Raw genomic sequence first — 22239 nt, forward strand, 5'->3', positions numbered from 1 at the left:
GGGGAGTTTTCTGATGGAATACACCGAACTGGCCGACTATGCATTGCCGAGCGGTGTTCTGACCGAGTGGTACCCGGCCGTCGCAGATGACGACGCCTGGCGCGCCGACGATCGACAGCTGTCGTACATGCACCTCGAACACGCTCGGCGCGCCTACACCGAAGGCGACGGCTGGTTCAGCGAATGGATCGGAACCGCCTTCGCCATCCACCATCGGCTCGACGCAGACGTCTTCTCTCGCACGCTCCTTCGCTGGTACGCACGTCACGAGGCCTTCCGGGCTTCCGTCGTGGCATCCGAAACCGGCGACGGGGTCGATTTCCTCCGGCGGACGGTGTCGCCCGACGCAATTTCGGTCGAGGCCATCGGTTCACCTGAGGTCATCTCCAGCACAGCTGTTTTCGGACGGGTCAGCGAACTGTTCAACACCAAGGTCAACCCGTTGCATTGGCCGCCGTGCATCGCGGTGACGGTCGCGCCTGCCGACGATACCCAGTCGTTTCTGGTCATCTTCGCGGCCGATCACACCGTCATGGACGCCTACACCCAGGTTTTCGCCATCAAGGAACTGACCGCGATCTACGAATCGGAGCTGCTCGACGTACCTGATCAGCTACACGAGTTCGGCAGCTACCTCGACTTCAGCGACGCCGAGCGCACCATCGGATCGCAGATCACCGCCGACGACGCAGTGGTGTCGCGGTGGACGGCGTTCTTCGAGGCCCACCACGATTCCACGCTCGACACCCAGCCGCATTCGATGCCACGCTTCCCCGTTCTGCAGACGATCCCGGCACCGAAAAGCGCGGAACGCCCAGCGGTGTCACCTGCCAACGACAGTGAGTACCAGGCCAGCCTGTCCTCGTGGCTTCTGAATGCCGAAGAGACCGAGCGCTTCCACCAGGTCTGCAAAAAGCTCGGGGCCAACATGCAGGCCGGTGTCTACACCGCGCTGTCGATCACCAATTCGCGGCTCGCGGGGAATCCTGATCTACGCTTCATCAGCCCGGTTCACACCCGCACAGAATTGAAGTGGGGCGAATCCGCCGGATGGTTTGTCGGCATCATCCCGGTTCATCTACGTCCGGGATCGGCGAAGAGTTTCTCCGAGGCCATCACGCAGCTCGGAAAGAACGCGGCCGAGTACAAGGAATTGGGTACCTCGCCCTACTACCCGATCGCCGATCTCATCGGTGACCGCACCCCACCGCAGTTCGTCATCTCCTACATCGACCTGCGGAACGCCGAGGGTTCCGAACACTGGGATGCCCGGCAGGCTCGGGTGTTGCGCAGCTCGACCCGGAATTCCGACGAGGTCTATCTGTGGATCAACCGGATCCCCAGGGGCACGAACATATCGGCGCGTTTCTCGGCGAGCCAGCAGGCCAGCGAATCGGTACACCGTTACATCTCGACATTCAATGACGTCTTGCGCACCGTCATCGACGACGGTGACGCACTGTTCGATACCGCCGCCGCCAACGAACCGACCCGCGGCGACGTGTACTCACCGGACTCGCGCTCGTGAAGGGCTCGACACTGGACTGGTGGTCACCCGAACCGGGCACACTGGTCGAGTGGCGCCTGCGTGATCCCGACGGAGCCAGGGCGAACTCGGCCCAGAGCGCCACCGGCCCGTCCTTCCTTCAGCGTGACCACCTGATGGCGGCCGCCGCCAAGCGTGCGACCGGTGAGACAAACCAGGCCATCGCCATGATCGTCACCGACGTGGACGAACGACTCGATCGTGATGCGATGGCCCGCGCCCTGACCGCCTTCGTACGCAGGCACGACGAACTGCGGTGCTGGTTCGATGTCTCCGACTCGGGACCGGTGCGCCACCTGGCTCCGGAATCGGCGATCGAGTTCACCACGGTGGACGAGGGTCCGTCGGGCACTCCCGACGAACTGGTCGCTTACATACACTCCCGCATCGACACCGAGGCCGTCTTCGACCATCTCCCCGGTTTCGCGTTCGGGGCCATCGACGCCGGCGACCGGTTCGGTTTCTATTTCGTTGCCGATCATTCTCATACCGATGGGGTGTCACAAACGCTCGCGCTCGACGAGATCTTCGAGACCTACCGTCACGAGATCGACGGCAGCGCAGACCTTCCACTACTGCCCGCCGGCAGCTATTTCGATTTTGTGGCAAATGAGATGCTGCTCGCCGGACAGGCCACACCCGATGACGCGCGTATCGATGCCTGGCGCCAGATCCTCAAGACCCATGGCGGCAAGGTCCCGCGCTTTCCACTCGATCTCGGGCTGGCGGACGGCGAGACCATGCCGAACGCGGTGATCGAGCAACCGGTGACCGACGGTCCACAATCAGATCGCTGCGAGGAACGGTTGCGCGAGATCGGCGCCTCCCTGCAGGGGTGCATCTTTGCCGCCCTTGCCGCAGCCGAAAGTGTGCTGGCCGGGAGTTCAGAGTTCTTCACGACCACCATTCTTTCCGTTCGCACGCCGGAAACCGTTGGTACACAAGGCTGGTTGTGCAATTTCGCACCGGTCGCGTTCCGCGTGGAAGATGACGTCGAATTCCACGACCTTGTCATCACCGCGTCGGCCGCAACCCGCAAGGCACGCGAAATCGGTTCCCTACCAGTGCATGCAGCGCTCGGGTATCTCGCAGCCGAAGGTTCCATCGATCTGGAAAGTGGTTCACCGCAAATGGTTTCGTATTTCGACCTTCGCCGTCTGCCCCGCGCGGACGATCCGGTCAAGAAGGCCGCCCTGATCCTTCCCGGTCGAGGCCGTACCCGGAACGCGAACATGTGGATCAACCGCGGCGACTACGGAATTCGATTGCTGACGCAAATCCCGGACAACGAGACGGCGCGCAAGAACACCACCGAGTACATCGCGGTGGTCACCGACTTCATCGCGTCGTTCGCCAATGGTGAGAACCGGCCGGTGCGGACCGGCTAGATACACACACCATGAAACTCACCACAATCGACCGTGTGGTCATCGCGCCGGGTCAGGTCGACACCTGGCCGATCTCGGCAAATCGCGAGGCACAACCCAGTCCCACCGGACCGTCGGAGAACGAACGCTTCCACCTCGAATCGGTTCAGGGAGGTGGTATCGGCTGGTTGGCGGTCACGATCGAGTTGCCCGGTCCCTTTGCCCCCGAAGTCCTCACCGAAGCGTTGCGCGAACTCCTGGACCGTCACGACGTCCTGCGTTCGTACTTCGTTGTCACCGACGACCCCGACGCCGCCGCATCCGCGAACGGCGGGTACACGCGGTTCACCCATGACCCCGGAAGCGCCGACGTACAGGCCCTGAGCGATCAGTACTTCATCGACGACGACACCGGCGCCGCGGCGGTTCTCGAATCGGCGATCAACGCGACGTGCACACCGTTCGCGCCATACCCGCATTTTTTCGCAGCGGTGCGTCACGAGAACTCGACCACCGTCGTATGTGCTTTCGATCACTGCTTTGTCGATGCACTGTCGCTGGCGATCATCGCCGAGGATCTGCTCGATCACTTTCGCGGGATCGAGGTACCCGCTGCGGGCTCTTTCCTGTCCGGCGGTGGTGCCGAGGTGCCGGCCATGGCCCCCGACGACGACCCTCGACTGGTTCCGTGGCGAAGCCTCCTGCACGCGACCGAATGGGCGGTCCCGGCGTTCCCACTCGACCTCGGTGTCACCGAAGGTGATCGTGTACCCCCACACATCGACATCCGCACGATCTACGACGCCACCGCAGCGAAGAGTTTCGACGCCATCGCACGTACCGAGGGTCTGCGCACCTATCCGGCGATGGTCGCCTGCCTCGCCACGGCCGTCTTTCGCGCCGGCGGTCCCGACCGCACAGCGATGATCATTCCGGTTCACACCCGAAACGAGCCGAACCGTGAACGCGCCGTCGGATGGTTCGTATCGAATGGTCCATTGCTCGTGGACGGATCCGATCCGGACCTGCTCGCGTCGATGCGCAACGCCACAGGGGCATTGCGGGCGGCGGTGTTCGCCGCGGATCTGGGATTGTCGACCGTTTTCAGCGTGTTCGGCGACCGGATAAGAATGGTCCGCCACGACGTCTTCATGGTGTCGTACGTCGACTACCGCCGTTTCGATCTTCCGGATTGGTCAGCACCACAACACGTTTCGAGTTCCAGCGATACCGATGCGCTGCAGCTGTGGTTCTGGCGGGACCACGATGGATTGCATCTGCGGGCGCGGTACCCTTCTACCGACACCGGACGTTCGACCGCCGCGCGGGTGCTCGACGATTTCGTCGATTTGGCGGGGTCGGTAATCTCGACTCGAACAAACATTTAGATCCGCACCTGCTGATTCCATTGGTCGGCAGCGATCGTCTGGAGAGACACAGTGACCGTCGAGACCGACAACAACCCCGGCTTCGCCGAGTACGTACACCCCGAGCGCCTGGTGAGCACCGAATGGCTCAGCGCTCACCTGGGGACCGATGGACTGAAGATCATCGAATCAGACGAAGATGTATTGCTGTTCGACATCGGACACATCCCGACCGCACAGAAGGTCGACTGGCATCTTCACCTCAACGACCCGGTCGTCCGCGACTACATCTCAGGTGAGCAGTTCGCAGAACTGATGCGCAGCAAGGGCATTCGGCGTGACGACACCGTCGTCATCTATGGAGACAAGAGCAACTGGTGGGCCGCCTACGCGCTCTGGGTGTTCACCCTCTTCGGGCACGAGGACGTCCGGCTACTCGACGGTGGCCGCGACGCCTGGTTCGCCGAGGACCGCGACATCACCTTCGATGTGCCGTCGTACCCCGAATCCGACTACCCGGTTGTCACCCGCGACGACTCTGTCATCCGAGCGTTCGCCGCGGAGGTCCACGGTGTCATCGGCACCGAACCCCTGATCGATGTCCGGTCGCCGCAGGAGTACACGGGCGAGCGCACCCATATGCCCGAGTACCCGCAGGAAGGTGCACTTCGCGGGGGCCACATCCCCACCGCGCTGTCGATCCCGTGGGCCAAGGCCGCCGCTGCCGACGGCCGGTTCAAATCGCGCGCCGAACTCGACGAGGTCTACGCCGACCTCGACGCCGACATTGCGACGATCGCCTACTGCCGGATCGGTGAGCGGTCGTCCCACACCTGGTTTGTGCTGACCCACCTGCTCGGATTCACCAAGGTCCGCAACTACGACGGATCGTGGACCGAATGGGGCAACGCCGTTCGGGCCCCCATCGTGACCGGTTCCGAACCGGGCACCCAAAGCAGCCAGAGATGACCGCGGCGCTCGACGAAATCGTCGACGATTTCGCCGCACTGTCGGATTCGGAGAAGATCCAGCTCCTCCTCGAGTTCTCGGACGAGCTCCCCGAGCTACCCGAGGATCTCGCCGAGGCCGCGATGGAACCGGTACCCGAATGCCAGTCACCGCTGTTCCTCTCGGTGGACAACAGCAACCCGGATTCGGTGAAGTTGTTCTTCAGCGCTCCGCCGCAGGCGCCGACCACCCGTGGATTCGCGTCCATCCTGTATCAGGGACTCAACGGTGCCAGCTCGGAAGAAATCCTCGCGATTCCGGTCGATTTCTATACGCGGCTCGGGCTCGACTCGGCCATCAGTCCGCTGCGATTGCGGGGCATGTCCGCCATGCTCACCCGGATCAAAGCGCATCTGGGCCCTCCCGCCCGATCCATGAGGTCATGAAGTTCATCCAGATGATGGACCAGCCCGTCGAACCGGGCGGGCTGGTCGAGTGGAGCCCCTACACCGAGGGCGGGATGGCCCATTGGACCGCGGATTCGCGTCCTACCTCGCACAATCATGAACTCCATCTGCGCGGCGCGTTCGAGCACCGGCTCCGGACCCACCGCGAAGGCGGCCGTGAGTCCTGGCTGGGTCTGGCGATCGAGTTCGACGAACCGCTGTCGATCCCGGCCATCCGCGCCGCGCTCACGATGTGGATAGACCGCCACGAGGTCCTCCGCAGTCATGTGGTGATCTGGAGCGACCACCTGGCCAGGCTGACCACCGGACCGGGAACGGTGAAGCTCAAGATGGGCCGCGTCGGCTGGTATTCGGAGTCGGCACCCTTGCTCGACCAGCTGGCAGGCACTTTCGACCGGGCCACCGCACCCCTGCAGTGGCCTGCCTACATTTTTGCCACGGTCGCCCGGGAGAAATCGTTCACGCTGTTGTTCGCCGGTGACCATTCGCTGGTCGACGGCTACTCGCTGATCATGGCGCAACACGAACTGATCGCGCTCTACTCCGCCGCGCGGCGCCGTTCCGACCATGCGCTGCCCGCAGTGGGTTCTTACGTCGACTTCAGCGCCTATGAGCGACGCGAGGCCGACGCCGCCGGTGTCGACCACGAAGCCGTCGCGGTCTGGGCCGATTTCCTCCGCGACACCGGCGGCACACTGCCCGCCTTCGAATTGGCTGACCAACCCGAAGAAGCCGAAGAGGCAGGCACCGACGACCGGCCGGCTTCGGTGCACCCGATCCCGGATCTGGTGCCTCAGGGCTCGCTGACCGGAGCCCTGCTCGATGACGAGCAGACGAACCGGTTCACCGCCGTGTGTTCGGCAGCCGGCGGTTCGTTGATGTCGGGTGTGCTCGCGGCGCTCGCGGCGGTCTATGCCGAACTCGGCGGCGGCCCGGTGCTGCGCTGTGTGATTCCCCGGCACACCCGCGGCGACCAGCAGTGGTTCGGCGCGCTCGGCTGGTTTGTGGCAACTGTTCCCTTCCGCCTCGACACGACCGGGGTGTCCGATTTCGGTCAGCTGATCGGGCGGGCCTCCGACGAGATGCGCCGTGTCCGCAAGGCGGCCAACCTCCCTTTCCTTCGGGTCGGCGAGATCCTCATGGAGGTGAAAAGAGAACAGGCGCAGCGGATCTCGACTCAAGCAGCCAGAGAAGAAGCGCAGCGGAGCTCGGTGGAATCATCGGCCAATGTCGATTTCCCGGAGCCGAAGTTCGTGGTGTCGTTCATCGACCTGAGATTTGCACCCGGACACGCCGAGGCCGATGCCGGTCGGGCACGAGTTCTGCGCAGCCACAACTATTCCAGCGACGAGGTCTACATCTGGATCAACCGGACGGCCTCTGGGCTGCGTATCTCGGCCCGCTTTCCGTCGCATGGACCTACCCACAGCCAGGTCGGCCGGTATCTGTCGCGGTTCGGCGACTTTCTCAAGCAGATCGGTGATCAGAGCACTTTCGGATCCTTACCCGCGAGTAGGGAAACGTGAACGAACAACCACCTTCTCGGTTACCCGTGAGTAGCTAAACCGGACCGAACGAGCGATCTGTGGGTTGGAGTCGAGACCGATCGCCGAGGTGCTTAGACTCCACTGGAGTGCTGTCGTCCATCCACCGATGGACCAGTGCGCCACACCACAAGACGTCGATATCCAACATCGATATCCACCACAGTGTCACCAACGCGCAGACACCAGCGCCCGACAGGAGATCCAGTGCCAAGTCACGCCAGCACAGCACTCACGAAAGTCCTCATCGCCAACCGCGGTGAAATCGCGGTCCGCGTCATCCGCGCCGCGAAAGACGCCGGACTGACCAGCGTTGCGGTGTACGCAGAACCCGATGCGGATGCTCTCTTCGTGAAGCTTGCCGACGAGGCGTTCGCCCTCGGTGGACAGACATCGGCCGAGTCGTACCTCGTGTTCGACAAGATCCTCGACGCCGCGAAGAAGTCCGGCGCCGACGCGATTCATCCCGGCTACGGATTCCTGTCCGAAAACGCCGAGTTCGCCCAGGCCGTCATCGACGCCGGGCTCACCTGGATCGGTCCCTCACCGCAGTCCATCCGCGACCTCGGAGACAAGGTCACCGCGCGCCACATCGCGCTGAAGGCCGACGCCCCGATGGCACCGGGCACCAAGGACCCGGTCAAGAACGCCGACGAGATCGTCGCCTTCGCCAAGGAGTACGGCGTCCCCGTGGCCATCAAGGCCGCATTCGGTGGCGGTGGCCGTGGCATGAAGGTCGCCTACACGATCGAAGAGATCCCAGAACTGTTCGACTCGGCCACCCGTGAGGCCATCTCGGCCTTCGGTCGCGGCGAGTGCTTCGTCGAGCGCTACCTCGACAAGGCCCGCCACGTCGAGGCCCAGGTCATCGCCGACCAGCACGGCAACGTCATCGTCGCCGGAACCCGCGACTGCTCGCTGCAGCGCCGCTTCCAGAAGCTCGTCGAAGAAGCACCGGCCCCGTTCCTGACCGCAGAACAGCGGGAAAGAATCCACTCCTCGGCGAAGGCCATCTGCAAGGAAGCCGGCTACTACGGTGCCGGCACCGTGGAGTTCCTCGTCGGCAACGACGGACTGGTCTCGTTCCTCGAGGTCAACACCCGTCTGCAGGTCGAGCACCCAGTCACCGAGGAGACCGCGGGCATCGACCTCGTTCGCCAGCAGTTCCGCATCGCCGCCGGTGAGAAGCTCGAGTTCACCGAAGATCCCACCCCGCGCGGACATTCGTTCGAGTTCCGCATCAACGGTGAAGATGCCGGTCGTGGCTTCCTGCCCGCCCCCGGACCCATCAGCGTCTACAAGGAGCCGACCGGCCCCGGCGTGCGCGTCGATTCCGGTGTGGTCGAAGGCGACGTCATCGGCGGACAGTTCGACTCGATGCTGGCCAAGCTGATCGTGACCGGCGAGAACCGCGAGCAGGCCCTGGAGCGTTCACGCCGCGCGCTGGCCGAGTTCCAGGTCGAGGGCCTTGCCACCGTGCTGCCGTTCCATCGCCACATCGTGTCGAACCCGGCCTTCATCGGTGACGGCCAGGGCTTCGACATCTACACCAAGTGGATCGAGACCGACTGGGACAACCAGATCGAGCCCTACACCGGCGCACAGCCGATCGAAGAAGACGAGACCGAGCCCCGCAAGACCGTGGTGGTCGAGGTCGGTGGACGCCGCCTGGAGGTCTCCCTGCCGGGCGATCTGGCCATCGGCAACGGTGGTGGCAACGGCGCGGTCAAGAAGAAGCCGAAGTCGCGTACCCGCGCCAAGGGTGGCGCTTCGGCCGCTTCCGGTGATTCCGTGACCGCACCGATGCAGGGCACCGTGGTCAAGGTCGCCGTCGTCGAAGGTCAGGAAGTCGCGGCAGGCGAGCTGGTCGTGGTGCTCGAGGCCATGAAGATGGAAAACCCCGTTACCGCCCACAAGGACGGCGTTGTCACCGGCCTGAGCATCGAGGCAGGCGCAGCCGTCACGCAGGGCACCGTCCTGTTCGAGCTCAAGTAGGACCGCAGCCATCGAAGCGGTCGAGATCAACGCGGGCGCGTGGTACCTGCGCGCGTACCGCGATGACGACCGGGTGTCGGACCGGCCGGCCTTGGCGCTGGCCGGTGTCACCGACCCCGATTACGTCCGATCGTGTGAGCGGGGCTGGGCGAACGAAACGCGGTTCACCTGGGCGGTCTGCGAACCGACCACCGGTGAGATGCTCGCCGAGGTCGCGCTCGAACCCGAGGCCGACACCTACTTCGCCACGCTGACCGGGTTCGCCCGGGACGGCTTCGAGGTACCGCTCGAGGCCGCCAAGGTCGTGGTCCGCCGATTCGGTGAAGGTGCCCTCGGCTTCACGATCAAGGACTAGCACTTCACGCAAAACCACACGGTGCGGTCATTTCCAGCAGTTGCAACTGCCGGAAATGACCGCACCGTGTGGTTTGTGCTTTCCGGCTCAGGAGTCCGGATAGTCGTGGTCGATGCCACTACCGAGGTCGCTGCAGTCGACGTCGATCACGTCGTCGCGGCCGGCCAGGTACGGTCCGGCACCGCGATCGCCCGCCAGGGAATCAAGCACGGCGTCCAGGTGATCGGCACCGATGTACACCGGATGTCCGGCCTTCCCGGAGTGTGTTGCGCGGGCCAGCGCGGCCGGTGTCGGGCCTGCCGCCGCCAACAGCCGGGCGACCTGCCCCGCGGTCGCATCCGGGATGTCAACAACATGTAAAACCACTCCGGCCAACCCCGCGTGTTCACGGGCTCGATTCAGGCCGGCCCGCACTGATTCACTGAGCCCGATCTGCCATCGCGGCACCCGTACGGCGCGGGCCTGCGGCGGCATATCCGGGTCGGCGGCGCCCACGGTCACCAGTACCTCCGCGCACCCACCGTCTATCAGCGCGCGAACACCCGAGCGCAACCACTCCCCTTCTGCAGCAAGTACTTTCGGCATTCCGTATCGGGTCCCGGCGCCGGCTGCCAGCAGCACACCGACCACGACCGGCACCCCGGCTCGCTCCTCGTGCCCCACTCCCACGCGACTCACCCCACCCTCTCGCCAGCTACGCCGACACGACAACAACCCTCGCCGCTCCATCACACATGATCACGTCACCGCACCACCACTGCCCCGAGAAACCGAACTCATCGCTGCGCCCAAGCAGTCGACGTGCGGCAGAATGGGTACTTCGCAACGCCTTGAAGCCAGTGGACAGGCCCCATCACGTCGGCGCGGTTCGATCCGAGACGTATTGGGCTGATACATGAGGGAAAGACAGGTCATAGACAAAAGACGGAGGTCACAACTTGCGACGAGTTGACTGGCGGGGCCTGGAGAGCTTCAACGACTTGCGGCAGAGTCAAGCAATTCACGCCCTGTACCAATGTTGCACGTCCACGATCTGGGCGCTCCGGGTGGCGTCAGGACGCCCTTACGTCGATGAAGAGGCCTTGTTCGACCGCGCTGACCTGATCCTGGCCGAACTCACCGAGGCCGATCTCGACGAGGCGCTCGACGGACACCCCCGAATCGGTGACAAAACCGACAACGCCTCGTCGGCCGGTGAGCAGTCCGGTGTCGTGGGTGCGGACGCGGAGATCCTCGACGAACTCAAGACGTGCAACGCCGAGTACGAGGCCAGGTTCGGACATGTCTATCTCGTGTTCGCCAACGGCCGCCCGGCCGGAGAACTGCTGGCAATACTCAAAGAACGGATGAGCAACAGCCCGGAGACCGAGCGGCGCGTCCTGCGGATGGAGTTGTCGAAGATCAATCGGCGGCGGCTCACCGCCATGCTGGAACCAGCGGTACGGTACGCGACCGAGGAAGACGCGTACACCTCGTGATCAGAATCACGACGGTCGAGGTAGGAGTGATCTGGAGTATGAGGACGATCGAAGTGACAAGGTGAGCGGCTTGAGTACCCACGTGCTCGATGCGGTCACGGGGTTACCGGCGGCCGATGTGGACATCACACTCAGCACATTCGATGGAGTCAAGATAGCGTCTGGAACAACCGATTCCGATGGCCGAATACAGTCGATCGCCGACGATGATCTCGCCGCAGGCACGTACCGACTGACGTTCGACACCGGAACATGGTTCGCCGCCCGGCACATTGAGCATTTCTACCCGGAGGTGTCGATCGCATTCGCGGTGACCGACATCTCGCGGCACTACCATGTGCCGTTGCTGCTCAGCCCTTTTGCCTACTCCACCTATCGGGGTAGCTGATCCGAAAGAGAGTGACACAGACCCATGGGCATCATCCTTGGCGAAAACCAATACGGAAAAGCCGAGAACCGGGTTGTTCGGATCTACCGGGATTCACCCCGCCACGAGATCAAGGACATCAACGTCGGGACCTCACTGCGCGGTGATTTCGCGGCCGCCCACACCGACGGTGACCAGCGCAAGGTGTTGCCCACCGATACCCAGAAGCAGACCGCCTACGCGTACGCGAAAGAAAAAGGCATCGAGAGCATCGAGAAGTACGCTCTCGCACTGGCCCAACGGTTCGTCGACAACACCGAACCGGTGATCGGCGCGCGGATCGAGGTCGAGGAATACAGCTGGGAACGCGCCGTCGTCAACGGTGTCGAACACGATCACACCTGGGTCCGTAAAGGACAGGAAGTCCGCACCGCGGACATCACCGTCGAAGGCAAGGGTGACGATCAAAAGACCTGGGTCATAGGCGGTTTGAAGGACCTGGTGGTCCTCAAGTCGACCGGCTCGGAGTTCCACGACTTCCTCGAAGACGAATACACGGTCCTGGAGCCCACCAACGATCGCGTGATGTCGACGTCCTTGGTCGCAAAGTGGCGCTTCACGGCCGGACACGAAGCCGAAGGCGGAGCCGGACCCTACGACTACGTCGACTGGGAGGCCGTGTACCCCGCGATCAGGCAGATCATCATCGAGAAGTTCGCCACCGTGCATTCATTGGCCTTGCAACAGACGCTGTTTCAGATCGGCACAGGGATCCTGGAGGCCTTCGATTACATCGCCGAGGTGAAATTGTCGGCACCGAACATCCACCACTTCGTCTATGACCTCTCCAAGTTCGGTCTGGAGAACAACAACGAGGTGTTCAACGCCGACGACCGGCCCTATGGCCTGATCCAGGCCACGGTCACCCGCGACGACGCACCCGACGCCGGACCGTCCTGGACACCCCAGCGCACCTGGCTCGCCTAGCCGACCACATGGGCCACCGAATCGCCAGGCTGTTCCCATCCTCAGTATGTCGGTGGCGGTTCGTTCCTCCCCCGCTCTTCGCGACGTTCCCGGTTGAGTTGCTCTGCTAGTTCGCGCTGCCGACGATTGGCGAGTCGTTCTTGTTGGCGGCGTGCATGTTTGGCAGCGGTACGCGACTGTTGGCGGTCGGTGTGCTGCGGGCGCGATGGCGACGGTCTTGGTGGTGGCCGGCCTGGTGAGCCGCGTTGGTTGTCGAAGACGATCAACCGCAACGTCGGGAACAAATCGTCGCCGGTCCACCCCGGACCGTGATAGTTGCGGCGTTCGGGTGTGGTGAAGATCAACCGGGTCCGCCCGGTACGTGGGTCAGGGTACTGATCATCAAGCCAGTCGATTGGTCGAGCTCCGCTTCGCTTCGTCTCCGCGCAGTACGTCTTCAACAGACGGTGAAAACGGCACAGCGTCTTCATCTCTGACGGACGGGTGCAACCACCAGTATCGGGGTTCGTTGTGGTTGTACTCGCAGGTGTGGTCAAGGTCGGCTCCCCAGGCCTTGTGTTCACAGCCGGGCCACATGCAGTAGACATCCCGGATCCGGAGGTAGGTATCCAAGACGACTGACGGACGGTACTGGTCACCCGGTTGGGTGGTCGGCAGCGGAATCACCTGCGGGAACGGCGCTGCGATCGCATTGTCGTCGCCGCCATCGGGGAGGTTGTCGGCTGGTGGGTTCTGCGGTCCGCGCATGTATATCTTCGGCCGCTTCGGCTTCGGCGTCTTTTGTTCGGGCCGCTCGGGTTCAGGCTGCACAGGTTCGAACTGCGCGGGTGCCGAGTCTGCCTCAGACTGAGGCTGTGCCGGCTCAGACGGAGCAGGTGCAGGTTTGTTGCCCATCGGCCGCTGCACAGTTTCCGGGCGGGCAGCGATGTCACGAATATGATCACCGGAGATCACACCGTGGCCATCCATGAACCCCGGATTCTCAGCGCGACCATCGAGGGTGACCTGATCAGTGATCACATGCAGCACGATCTTCACATCCACACCCGAGACCACCTGACCCGCAGGAACAGTGACAATCTCAGCGGTACAAGGATGTTTCGGGTCGTTCGGGCATTCACAACGGAATTCGCGACCCATCACCGTGGCGAACAACGCATCGGCCATCCGATCAGACTTCTTTCGCGGATCAGCCTTACACGTGGCCATCGCCAACTTTTCCAGCCGCGCCATGATCAACGTCAATTCCTCAGCCGTGGAATGCGCATCCAGCACCGCCATCCCGTGGTCAGTGTTGTTCGCCCACACCCCGCGATTGTTCTTCGCATCCTCACGGTTCTTACGCACCAAGTCCGGGTCCCGACGAAAGATGATGGCATCGACCATGTCTCGCATCCGGCCCTTGGACCACGAACCCCGCCGGCCCAGTGCTTCGGCGATGCCGCGATCGATATCGGCCATGTGGGCCGAGCCTTCGATCAGTTCGGTGCGGGCGATGATGTCAGGGATATGGTGCGCGGCGATGCGACCGACCTTCAACAACGCATTCACCGCAGGCAGACGATCGCGCAACGCCACCCCGCGATTGATCTGCAGCTCCGCGGTCCGCTGCGTCAATCCCTGTGCCGCAGACAATCTCGCCGCACACTGCGCGAACGGATCAAGCGCCCGCATCTCCGCCTCAGACCCAGCAGTCGGCTCTACCAAATGTCGGTGCAGCATCGCCGCAGCGGCATACCGCTCCACTCCATCCGCGACTGCTGAACCATCGCAAGCTCGGTGTTACGCAACAACTCATTCACACCCAGCGACTCGACAGGCCCGATTTCATCGTCCCCACCTGCATCTTCGATCTCCCCCTCGAACATACATTTGAGACTAGACGGGGGGTACGACAAGCGATTCCAACGCCAGACGCGGCTACCCCACCTCGGGCGACAACTCCCGCAACAGAACAGCTTTGGCCGCGCGGACGTGCGCTTTCATCACCGATTCGGCCCAGAGCGCGTCACGATTGCGTAGGGCGGCGACGAGGTCACGGTGGTGCGCAAAGCTGCGCGACAGTTCTTCCGGGTCGTAACGCTGGAAGGTGCGCATCACCAGTGAGACCTGAATGACGTTGCCCAACATCGTTGTCAATCGCGAGCTCGCCGCCGCGATCCGCACGATCGAGTGGAACTCGTCGTTGCACTGGGCGACCAACTCGACCCGCTCATCGGCGAGTGCGGAGTCCATCAGATCGCACAGCTCCGCCAACCGGTCCAGTTCGGTGGCTCCGATCCGCTCAGCGGCCCGCGATGCGGCCATCGCCTCGAGCACCATTCGCAGGTCGTAGATCTCTTCGACGTCGTCTGCCGTCCAGTCGTAGACCCGGGCGCCGCGATGCGGCAAGACCTCGACGAGGCCTTCCATCTCGAGTTGTCGCAGCGCCTCCCGGACCGGCGTACGACTCGCGCCGGTCACGTCCGCGAGTTCGACCTCCCCCAATCGCGCACCGGGAAGATATCTCCCGTCGAAGATTCCCTCCCGGATATGCGCGTACACCTTGTCGACCGCTCGGGTCACGTGGACCTCCCTCAATTGTTGTTCACAATCTAGGCGGAGTGTCATAGTTTGTCTTGTCTCCCGCCCCCGGCGACCAGGTTACGCGTCGAGCGTGTGCATACAACCTCGGCTACGTGCACTATGGACGGATGGATACGGTGCAACTGGTCGAGGTCAGTCCCCGCGATGGCCTGCAGAACGAGAAGACGGTGTTGTCGGTCGACTCGAAGGTTGAACTGATCAACCGAAGTGTCGCGGCCGGGGTGAAACGTGTCGAAGCCGTGAGCTTTGTCAATCCGGCCAGGGTCCCCCAGATGGCCGGTGCCGAAGAGGTGATGGCCCAGGTCCCCCGCGTCGACGGGGTGTCGTATATCGGACTCGTCCTCAATCGACGTGGGCTGGAGCGCGCACTGACAACCGGGGTCGACGAGGTCAATGTGGTGGTGGTCGCAACCGACGAGTTCAGCACCAGGAACCAGGGTTGCACTGTTGCCGAGGGTGTTTCGGCGTGGAGCGACATCGCTGCCGCAGCGAAGGCAGCAGGCTTGCGCACGACTGTGACCATCGCCGCCGCGTTCGGGTGTCCTTTTTCCGGCGACGTCGATCCCGCGTGGGTCACCGAGCTGATCGGACGGGTGGCTCAGGCAGGCCCGGACGAGATCGCACTGGCCGACACGATCGGTGTCGGGGTACCCGCCCAGGTTCGCAAACTCGCCGCCGGCGCTGCCCGCAACGCACCAGATGTGGCGCTGCGCTGGCACTTTCACAACACCCGCAACACCGGATACGCCAACGCCTTGACCGCGCTCGACCTCGGCGCCAGCGCCCTCGACGCGAGTATCGGCGGCTTCGGTGGGTGCCCGTTCGCCCCTGCCGCCACCGGCAACATCGCCTCTGAAGACCTCATCTACGCACTCGACCGATCCGGCGTCACGACCGGCGTCAAGCTCGAATCCCTGGCCGAGACGGCCGTGTGGCTCGGCGGTCAGCTCTCGAAGGACGTGTCAGGGCAACTCAGCCGGGCAGGCAATTTTCCGGCTCGCTGATCATCAACGCAGCCCGCCGGTCAGCGCCCAGACCAGTTCCGGATCGCGTCTCCCAAGGAGAGTTCGGTCGATGACGCCGGCACCGGTACGGCTGTGCGGGAAAAGCGTGGTGCGGGCGCCGGCTGGACCACACCGTCGACCACAATGATGGCGTCCCGGTCGGCCATCTGTGGGTGCGCAGCAACCTCACCAAAGGCCAGAACCGGTGTCACACAGGCATCGGTGCCGACAAAAACCGTGGTCCACGCATCCCGGGAACGCGAGGCGAACACGTCCTGGAAAGTCTTGACCAGTACCGGCCACTGCTCCTTGTCCCAGCGGTCAGGTAGGTCGGCCTCGGTCAGTCCGAGGCCGCGCACCAGTTGCGAATAGAACGGCGGTTCAATCGATCCGACCGCCACGTAGCCGCCATCCGAGCATTCATACGTGCGGTAGAACGGGGCCGATCCGTCCAGCAGGTTGGTGCCACGGTCATCGGACCACCGGCCTGCGGCCCGCCACGACCAGAGGAGCTGCGACAACAGATTGGCGCCGTCCGCCATGGCGGCATCGACGACCTGTCCTCCTCCTCCGGTGCCTGCCCGGTCGCTGTCCCGATTCCACAGGGCACTGAGAACTCCGACCACCAGCAGCATCGATCCGCCGCCGAAGTCGGCAACCATGCTCAACGGCGGCACGGGTGGGCCGTCGGCCGGGCCCATCGCACCGAGTACACCGGTCAGTGCCAAATAGTTGATGTCGTGGCCCGCGGTCTGTGCCAGCGGTCCGGTTTGTCCCCAGCCGGTCATCCGGCCGTACACCAGTTGCGGGTTGCGTTCGTGACAGTTGTCCGGACCCAGACCCAGACGTTCCATGACGCCGGGGCGGAAGCCTTCGAGCAACACGTCCGCAGAGGCGATCAGGTCGAGTACGTGGTTCCGGTCGATCTCATCCTTGAGGTCTGCGGTGACCAGTGCGCGGCCCCGCCACATCGCTCGATCCGCGTCGGCGACACCGTCTGCTGCTGCCGCCTTGGCCCGGCGGTCGACGCGGACCACGTCGGCACCCAGATCAGCCAGGATCATCGCTGCGTGGGGTACCGGACCGATACCGGCCATCTCGACCACTCGGATACCGGTCAGCGGTCCCGTCATCGGTCACTCCTATCGGGTAAGCCGCTCTGCAGCACACCGTCGATCGCATACGAGGTGTACGTATCGGCAAGGGCGCCAACGTCCTGACCGGCGTGCAGCCACCAGCTGATGCCGTTCATCATGTCCAGGATCGCCACCGCCGCCTGATGAGGATTGGCGGTATGGAACTCCCCGGCAGCAACACCGGCGGCGATCACGTCGCGCACCCGTCGCTGGTAGTACTTACGGATATCGGTGATCTCCGCCAGATGTTCGGGTGTGAGCGCTGTCTGCTCACGCAGACTCACCAGATGCTCGGTCTGATGCTCGGCCAGACTCCGGATATGTGCATGCATCAGGTTCGACAGGCGCTCCTTCGGAGTTCCCGCAGCGTCCAAGAGTGGCATGTGCAGGTCTTGAAGGTCGCGTGTCATGCGGAGCGCGATGGCGTACATGATCTCTTCTTTGCTGGCGAAGTGGTTGTACAGGCTCGCGCCACGGATACCCACCGCTTCGCCGATCTCCCGCATGCCAACCGTGTGATAGCCCTGCTTGGCAAAGAAATCCGCTGCGGCCGAGACGATCTCGGCGCGACGCCCCGCACCCCGCCCATTCGCCGCCGGCGCCTGCTGCGCCGTCACCGGGAGCTCGCCTCGGCATAGAGGCGACGAAGTTCGCGTTTGAGCACCTTCCCCTGAGGGTCGACCGGTAATTCGGTCAGTGCATGAATCTTCTTGGGGGTCTTGTAGCTTGCGATCGACTGCTTACAGTGCGCCATGAGCGAGTCGGCGTCGAGCGTCGACTCCTCCCGCAGGACGACAAAGCCGGTGACAACCTCGGACCAATAGTCGTCGGGCAAGCCGACCACTGCGGCGCGCACCACGTCGGGATGACTCTGCAGGGCGCGCTCGACTTCTTGGGAAGACACGTTCATGCCACCGGTTTTTATCATGTCTTTGCTGCGGTCGAGGAAGAACAGGTTGCCGCCGTCATCGCGTCGCACGATGTCGCCGGTGTGCACCCATCCGTCCCGGATGACCTGCGCAGTCCGTTCGGGGTCTTTGAAATACCCCGACATCACCGACGGCGAACGGCAGATCAGCTCACCGGATTCCGCCGGATTCCCTTCGGCGTCGATAACTTCGACCTCCAGATGCGCAACAGGCTTTCCGATCCATGTGGGATCGGCGTCCGGGATGTCATCGAGTGTGTGGAACCATCCCACGCTGCCCAGCTGCGACAGCTCGGACTGGCCCCAGTACGTGCCCCAGGTGACGCCCGGCGCCGCATCCGCCCACGCCGTGATCGCATGCGGCGACACCTGACCGCCATAGGTCATGCAGCGCTGCACTGTTCGCACGGTCTCCGGACCGAAATCTGAATGTCCGGACAGACCGATGTAGAAGGTCGGCGTCTGGGCCAGGACCGTGATCTTCTCGTCCCGGATCATCGACAACGACGCGCCCGCAGCGGTGGTCGCGGGCAGCACGAGGGTTGCACCCATCATCGTCAGTGTGGTCATCGATCCGATGCCTGCGATGGTGTGAAAAGGCATGACATACAGCCAGATGTCGTCCGGCTGAGTACGCAGACCCCAGCTCCATGCCGGACCGGTGGAGATCAGGTAGTTGCGGTGCGTGATCATGACGCCCTTGGGCGCCGCCTCGGTGCCGCTGGTGTAGACGATCATCGCCAGGTCGTGTTCATCGACCTCACAGTCCGGTTCGTCCGATGACGCTGCTGCCAGCAATGCGTCAAACGACTTCCATCCCGCGACGTCGGTTCCGCCGAACACCACGTGGTGACCGACAGGCGCGCTGTCCCGCACGTCGTCCACCACATGCGTGAACTCGGCGCCGACGAGGACCACCGACGGCTCCAGGTGCGAAAGCTGCTGCGCGACTTCGGCCGTACCGAACATCACGTTGATACCGGAGTACGAGGCACCTATCTTGAGCGCGCCGTAATACGCAACCACGGTGTCGACGTGGTTGCGTGCCATCACGGCAATACGATCGCCTCTACCCACACCCATGCCGCGCAGTGTGTTGGCACAGCGGTTCGCCCGTTCGTTGAGCTCGGCGTAGGTGCAGACATGGCGATCACCGGCGACGTTGTAGCTGATGAATGCCGGCTTGCCACCCTGGGTCCGGGCGTGGCGGCGGAGCTGGTCACCGAGCGTGGCCCGGCCTAGTGGGCTCGAGGCAATCGTGTTCAAAGACATTGTTTTTCAGTACTCCATGATCTGGCGAAGCCAATGCGCCGCAGCAGCCGCGATGGTCACAGCAGTGCAGGGACGGAAAATGATCGACTAAGCGAACATTGGCGTTTCGAAGGAATCGATCGAGACGATGTCCTCGACACGGCTTCGGGTGAGCTTGGTCGGGAACTTGCCGCTGGGGTAACCGACGGCGATGTGGGCAGCGGTGATGAAACCCTCGGGAATCCCGAGCAGTTCGCGGACCGCGGGCTCCTCGTGACACAGCAGCGTGGTCACCGCACTACCGACACCCTGGTCACGCAACGCCAGACACAGGTTCTGCACCGTCGGATAGATGGATGCTCCGCCGACCACGCTGATGCGGTCCAACTCGGCGTCGGTGGGATGGAGCCCGTCGATCTCGGCGCACACCACGATGAGCGCAGGCACCGTCGCGAGGTTGTGTGCGAACTCGTTGGCACTGCGAATCGTCTTGGGTACCGCACCGACGTCTTTGGTGCCGTCACTGATCGCGCTGTAGTAGGCCTCCCAGTACGGCAGGTACAGGTCTGCCAGCGCCTTCTTCTTGGCATCGTCGCGCACCACGATCCAGCGGACCGGCTGCCGATTGCCACCCTGCGGACCAAAGCGGGCAACTTCGAATGCGTCGTAGAAGACCTTCTCCGGAACCGGCGTATCCGAGTAGTGCCGACAGGTTCCGGTGGTGCGCATCGCCTCGGAAAGTTCCATCAAAATCTCCTTGTTACGGGATCGGCCCCGCCCGTGGCCCAGAGCCGACGGCGGATGACTGACCAGCTTCTACTTACCACTGTTAGCGTGATTGCAGTCACAGCATCGCCAGTAGACCGCCGTTCTGTCAAGTCTCTTCTACCCATCCACGCCCACGTCGCAGAATTTCTCCCAGCCCTTGCATTTCCTAGACTATCCGTGGTTAGTCTTGTGTCGTGAACCTTCAGCCATCCGCACCCGCGAACGGGATCGACTCCGCCCGGCTGGGTCAAGCAGTCAACGCAGCGAACATCCCCACACTCCTCGCCGTCCTCTATCAACTGACCGGCGATCGACAGTGGCTTTCCGCGCGCTACCAGCCGACCCGAAGCCGCGGCATGGACGACAACGCCACCGGCGGATTGTCCGACGACCTCCAGACCGAGGTCCGAGCCGCAACTGTCGACGCGGTCCTCGCCTGGGCCGGCGGCCGAGAGCCCGCACACCTCGCCCTCGACACCTCAGAACTCATGGAGGTCATGGAGTTCACCATGGGTGAGCCGGTGCCGCACGAGTTCGGCCCGATGATGGCCGAGGTGATGGGTTTCGACAACACGCCCGAACCTCACCCGACCCGCGCGGTTCCCACGGATTTCTCGGTTGTGGTGATCGGCTCCGGTATCGCCGGCATGCTCGCCTCGGTCCGCCTGAGCAAGGCCGGTATCAGCCACGTGGTCCTCGAGAAGAACGACAACGTCGGCGGATCATGGTGGGAGAACACTTATCCCGGCGCCGGGGTGGACACGCCGAGTTACCTGTACTCGTACTCGTTCTTCCGTCACCCGTGGTCGACACATTTCGGTAAACGCGATGAGGTCCAGCAGTACCTCGAAGACTTCGCCAAGACCTACAACCTGCGGACGAACATCCGTTTCGGCACCGAGGTCAGCAGCGTGGTCTACGACGAAGCCGCACAACGGTGGAACATCACCGCCCGCGACACCGACAAGAACCTGATCACACTCTCGTCCACTGCCGTGATCAGCGCGGTAGGTCTTCTCAACCGCCCGAAGATCCCGCCGCTACCCGGACTCGGCACATTCACCGGAGAGCTCTTCCATTCAGCGCAGTGGCCATCGGGCATCGACCTGCAGGGCAAGCGGGTTGCCATTGTCGGCGCCGGTGCCAGTGCCATGCAGATCGGACCCGCCATCGCCGGTTCGGTTGCCTCACTGACCATCTTCCAGCGCTCACCGCAGTGGATCGCCCCCAACGACGTGTACTTCTCGCAGGTCGGCGACGACGTTCATTGGCTGATGGACCATGTGCCGTACTACCACGAGTGGTACCGGGTGAGGCTGTCCTGGATCTTCAACGACAAGGTCCATCCGACCCTGACCGTCGACCCGGAGTGGACCGAGCCGAAGCTCTCGATCAACAAGACCAACCATGGACACCGCGCGTTCTACACGCGCTACCTCAGCGACGAACTCGAAGGTCGCCCAGACCTCATCGAGAAGTGCCTGCCGGACTACCCGCCCTTCGGGAAGCGGATGCTTCTCGACAACGGCTGGTACCGGATGCTGAAACGCCCAGGGGTGGAACTCATCACCGAAGGCGTCGCGGAGATCACCGAGACCGGACTCAAGGACAGCGCCGGCCGCGAACACGAGTTCGACGTCATCATCATGGCCACCGGATTCCACACCGACCGTCTGCTCTACCCCATGGATGTGGTCGGGCGTTCCGGTGCCAGCACCCGTGAGGTGTGGGGCGAGCACGACGCCCGCGCGTACCTCGGCGTCACCGTGCCCGACTTCCCGAACCTGTTCATCATGACCGGACCGAACACGGCCCTTGGCCATGGCGGCAGCTTCATCACCATGCTCGAGTGCCAGATCCGCTACATCATGGACGCGTTGACGCAGATGGTCGATACTGACCTCGGTGCCATCGAGCCTCGTCAAGACGTCCACGACGACTACAACCAGTCGGTCGACGACGCCCACGCGTCGATGGTGTGGACCCACCCCGGCATGAGCAACTGGTACCGCAACGCCGACGGCCGCGTGGTTGCCGTCCTGCCGTGGCGAATCATCGACTACTGGTCCATGACCCGCCACGCCGATCTGACGGAGTACGTGACAGAGCCCGCAAGGCGATAGACACAAGTTCGCCGGCGCCCAT

General features: G+C 63.4%; 21 protein-coding genes. 13 read left to right on the forward strand and 8 right to left on the reverse strand.

Going from position 1 to position 22239, the window contains the following annotated elements; all coding sequences use genetic code 11:
- Positions 1-13: 13 nt before the first annotated feature.
- From AC1D75_RS23695 to AC1D75_RS23730, 8 genes are all read left to right on the forward strand, one after another.
- The gene (locus tag AC1D75_RS23695; protein WP_495517792.1) at positions 14-1528 is read left to right on the forward strand and encodes a condensation domain-containing protein; all 1515 of its coding nucleotides are present in this window, start codon (positions 14-16) and stop codon (positions 1526-1528) included.
- A complete protein-coding gene (locus AC1D75_RS23700; protein ID WP_495517793.1) occupies positions 1525-2934 on the forward strand; it encodes a condensation domain-containing protein in 1410 nt (469 codons plus the stop codon). Before AC1D75_RS23695 ends, AC1D75_RS23700 begins: the two co-directional genes overlap by 4 nt.
- Before the next feature lie 11 nt (positions 2935-2945).
- Positions 2946-4301, forward strand: a complete 1356-nt coding sequence (locus AC1D75_RS23705) for a condensation domain-containing protein (RefSeq protein WP_495517794.1) — start codon at positions 2946-2948, stop codon at positions 4299-4301.
- Between the two features lie 51 nt (positions 4302-4352).
- Positions 4353-5249, forward strand: a complete 897-nt coding sequence (locus AC1D75_RS23710) for a sulfurtransferase (RefSeq protein ID WP_495517795.1) — start codon at positions 4353-4355, stop codon at positions 5247-5249.
- Positions 5246-5674, forward strand: coding sequence for a SufE family protein (locus AC1D75_RS23715; protein ID WP_495517796.1), 429 nt, complete (start codon positions 5246-5248; stop codon positions 5672-5674). The genes AC1D75_RS23710 and AC1D75_RS23715 overlap by 4 nt, the downstream gene beginning before the upstream one ends.
- Positions 5671-7221, forward strand: a complete 1551-nt coding sequence (locus AC1D75_RS23720; RefSeq protein ID WP_495517797.1) for a condensation domain-containing protein — start codon at positions 5671-5673, stop codon at positions 7219-7221. Before AC1D75_RS23715 ends, AC1D75_RS23720 begins: the two co-directional genes overlap by 4 nt.
- A 225-nt stretch (positions 7222-7446) precedes the next feature.
- Positions 7447-9234, forward strand: a complete 1788-nt coding sequence (locus AC1D75_RS23725; protein ID WP_495517798.1) for an acetyl/propionyl/methylcrotonyl-CoA carboxylase subunit alpha — start codon at positions 7447-7449, stop codon at positions 9232-9234.
- Positions 9235-9244: 10 nt separating this feature from the next.
- Complete coding sequence (locus AC1D75_RS23730; protein WP_495518396.1) at positions 9245-9589, forward strand: hypothetical protein; 345 nt, start codon at positions 9245-9247, stop codon at positions 9587-9589.
- Between the two features lie 87 nt (positions 9590-9676).
- Here the strand turns inward: AC1D75_RS23730 and AC1D75_RS23735 are convergent, their stop codons facing one another.
- Positions 9677-10258, reverse strand: a complete 582-nt coding sequence (locus tag AC1D75_RS23735; protein ID WP_495517799.1) for a nucleotidyltransferase family protein — start codon at positions 10256-10258, stop codon at positions 9677-9679.
- 269 nt (positions 10259-10527) lie between these two features.
- On the opposite strand from AC1D75_RS23735, the gene uraD reads away from it, so the two are divergent.
- From uraD to pucL, 3 genes are all read left to right on the forward strand, one after another.
- Complete coding sequence (gene uraD / locus AC1D75_RS23740; RefSeq protein WP_495517800.1) at positions 10528-11067, forward strand: 2-oxo-4-hydroxy-4-carboxy-5-ureidoimidazoline decarboxylase; 540 nt, start codon at positions 10528-10530, stop codon at positions 11065-11067.
- Between the two features lie 61 nt (positions 11068-11128).
- Entirely contained in the window at positions 11129-11455 is a 327-nt protein-coding gene (gene uraH, locus AC1D75_RS23745) for a hydroxyisourate hydrolase (protein ID WP_495517801.1), read from the forward strand.
- Positions 11456-11479: 24 nt separating this feature from the next.
- Positions 11480-12421 (forward strand): factor-independent urate hydroxylase, encoded by a 942-nt coding sequence (gene pucL / locus AC1D75_RS23750; protein WP_495517802.1) that lies wholly within the window; start codon positions 11480-11482, stop codon positions 12419-12421.
- A 381-nt stretch (positions 12422-12802) separates the two neighbouring features.
- Here pucL and AC1D75_RS23755 read toward each other — a convergent pair whose 3' ends face one another.
- The 3 genes from AC1D75_RS23755 to AC1D75_RS23765 are packed head-to-tail and all read right to left on the reverse strand — an operon-like array spanning position 12803 to position 14986.
- On the reverse strand, positions 12803-14095 hold the full coding sequence (locus tag AC1D75_RS23755; protein ID WP_495517803.1) for a DUF222 domain-containing protein: 1293 nt from the start codon (positions 14093-14095) through the stop codon (positions 12803-12805).
- A 26-nt stretch (positions 14096-14121) separates the two neighbouring features.
- Positions 14122-14289: a hypothetical protein gene (locus AC1D75_RS23760; RefSeq protein ID WP_495517804.1), complete on the reverse strand. Its 168-nt coding sequence runs from the start codon at positions 14287-14289 to the stop codon at positions 14122-14124.
- A 52-nt stretch (positions 14290-14341) separates the two neighbouring features.
- Positions 14342-14986 carry a GntR family transcriptional regulator gene (locus AC1D75_RS23765; protein ID WP_495517805.1) on the reverse strand — a complete coding sequence of 215 codons (645 nt, stop codon included), beginning with the start codon at positions 14984-14986 and terminating at the stop codon, positions 14342-14344.
- Positions 14987-15114: 128 nt separating this feature from the next.
- Between AC1D75_RS23765 and AC1D75_RS23770 the strand changes: the two genes are divergently transcribed.
- Positions 15115-16011: a hydroxymethylglutaryl-CoA lyase gene (locus tag AC1D75_RS23770; RefSeq protein ID WP_495517806.1), complete on the forward strand. Its 897-nt coding sequence runs from the start codon at positions 15115-15117 to the stop codon at positions 16009-16011.
- A 20-nt stretch (positions 16012-16031) separates the two neighbouring features.
- Here the strand turns inward: AC1D75_RS23770 and AC1D75_RS23775 are convergent, their stop codons facing one another.
- The 4 genes from AC1D75_RS23775 to AC1D75_RS23790 all read right to left on the reverse strand — a co-directional run bounded on the left by AC1D75_RS23775 (position 16032) and on the right by AC1D75_RS23790 (position 20073).
- Positions 16032-17144, reverse strand: a complete 1113-nt coding sequence (locus AC1D75_RS23775; RefSeq protein ID WP_495517807.1) for a CaiB/BaiF CoA transferase family protein — start codon at positions 17142-17144, stop codon at positions 16032-16034.
- Positions 17141-17764, reverse strand: a complete 624-nt coding sequence (locus tag AC1D75_RS23780) for a TetR/AcrR family transcriptional regulator (RefSeq protein WP_495517808.1) — start codon at positions 17762-17764, stop codon at positions 17141-17143. Before AC1D75_RS23780 ends, AC1D75_RS23775 begins: the two co-directional genes overlap by 4 nt.
- On the reverse strand, positions 17761-19347 hold the full coding sequence (locus tag AC1D75_RS23785; protein ID WP_495517809.1) for a class I adenylate-forming enzyme family protein: 1587 nt from the start codon (positions 19345-19347) through the stop codon (positions 17761-17763). Before AC1D75_RS23785 ends, AC1D75_RS23780 begins: the two co-directional genes overlap by 4 nt.
- Before the next feature lie 87 nt (positions 19348-19434).
- On the reverse strand, positions 19435-20073 hold the full coding sequence (locus AC1D75_RS23790) for a nitroreductase family protein (protein WP_495517810.1): 639 nt from the start codon (positions 20071-20073) through the stop codon (positions 19435-19437).
- Between the two features lie 215 nt (positions 20074-20288).
- Here AC1D75_RS23790 and AC1D75_RS23795 point away from each other — a divergent pair, with 215 nt between their 5' ends.
- Positions 20289-22217, forward strand: a complete 1929-nt coding sequence (locus AC1D75_RS23795; RefSeq protein ID WP_495517811.1) for a flavin-containing monooxygenase — start codon at positions 20289-20291, stop codon at positions 22215-22217.
- Positions 22218-22239 lie beyond the last annotated feature (22 nt).

Source organism: Williamsia sp. Y712, assembly GCF_059445525.1.

Bases quoted from the DNA above. Each gene is read 5' to 3' on its own strand.
- AC1D75_RS23695 (WP_495517792.1), top strand. From the start codon at position 14: ATGGAATACACCGAACTGGCCGACTATGCATTGCCGAGCGGTGTTCTG.
- AC1D75_RS23705 (WP_495517794.1), top strand. From the start codon at position 2,946: ATGAAACTCACCACAATCGACCGTGTGGTCATCGCGCCGGGTCAGGTC.
- AC1D75_RS23715 (WP_495517796.1), top strand. From the start codon at position 5,246: ATGACCGCGGCGCTCGACGAAATCGTCGACGATTTCGCCGCACTGTCG.
- AC1D75_RS23720 (WP_495517797.1), top strand. From the start codon at position 5,671: ATGAAGTTCATCCAGATGATGGACCAGCCCGTCGAACCGGGCGGGCTG.
- pucL (WP_495517802.1), top strand. From the start codon at position 11,480: ATGGGCATCATCCTTGGCGAAAACCAATACGGAAAAGCCGAGAACCGG.
- AC1D75_RS23755 (WP_495517803.1), bottom strand. From the start codon at position 14,095: ATGCGGGCGCTTGATCCGTTCGCGCAGTGTGCGGCGAGATTGTCTGCG.
- AC1D75_RS23760 (WP_495517804.1), bottom strand. From the start codon at position 14,289: ATGTTCGAGGGGGAGATCGAAGATGCAGGTGGGGACGATGAAATCGGG.
- AC1D75_RS23770 (WP_495517806.1), top strand. From the start codon at position 15,115: ATGGATACGGTGCAACTGGTCGAGGTCAGTCCCCGCGATGGCCTGCAG.
- AC1D75_RS23775 (WP_495517807.1), bottom strand. From the start codon at position 17,144: ATGACGGGACCGCTGACCGGTATCCGAGTGGTCGAGATGGCCGGTATC.
- AC1D75_RS23785 (WP_495517809.1), bottom strand. From the start codon at position 19,347: ATGTCTTTGAACACGATTGCCTCGAGCCCACTAGGCCGGGCCACGCTC.
- AC1D75_RS23790 (WP_495517810.1), bottom strand. From the start codon at position 20,073: ATGGAACTTTCCGAGGCGATGCGCACCACCGGAACCTGTCGGCACTAC.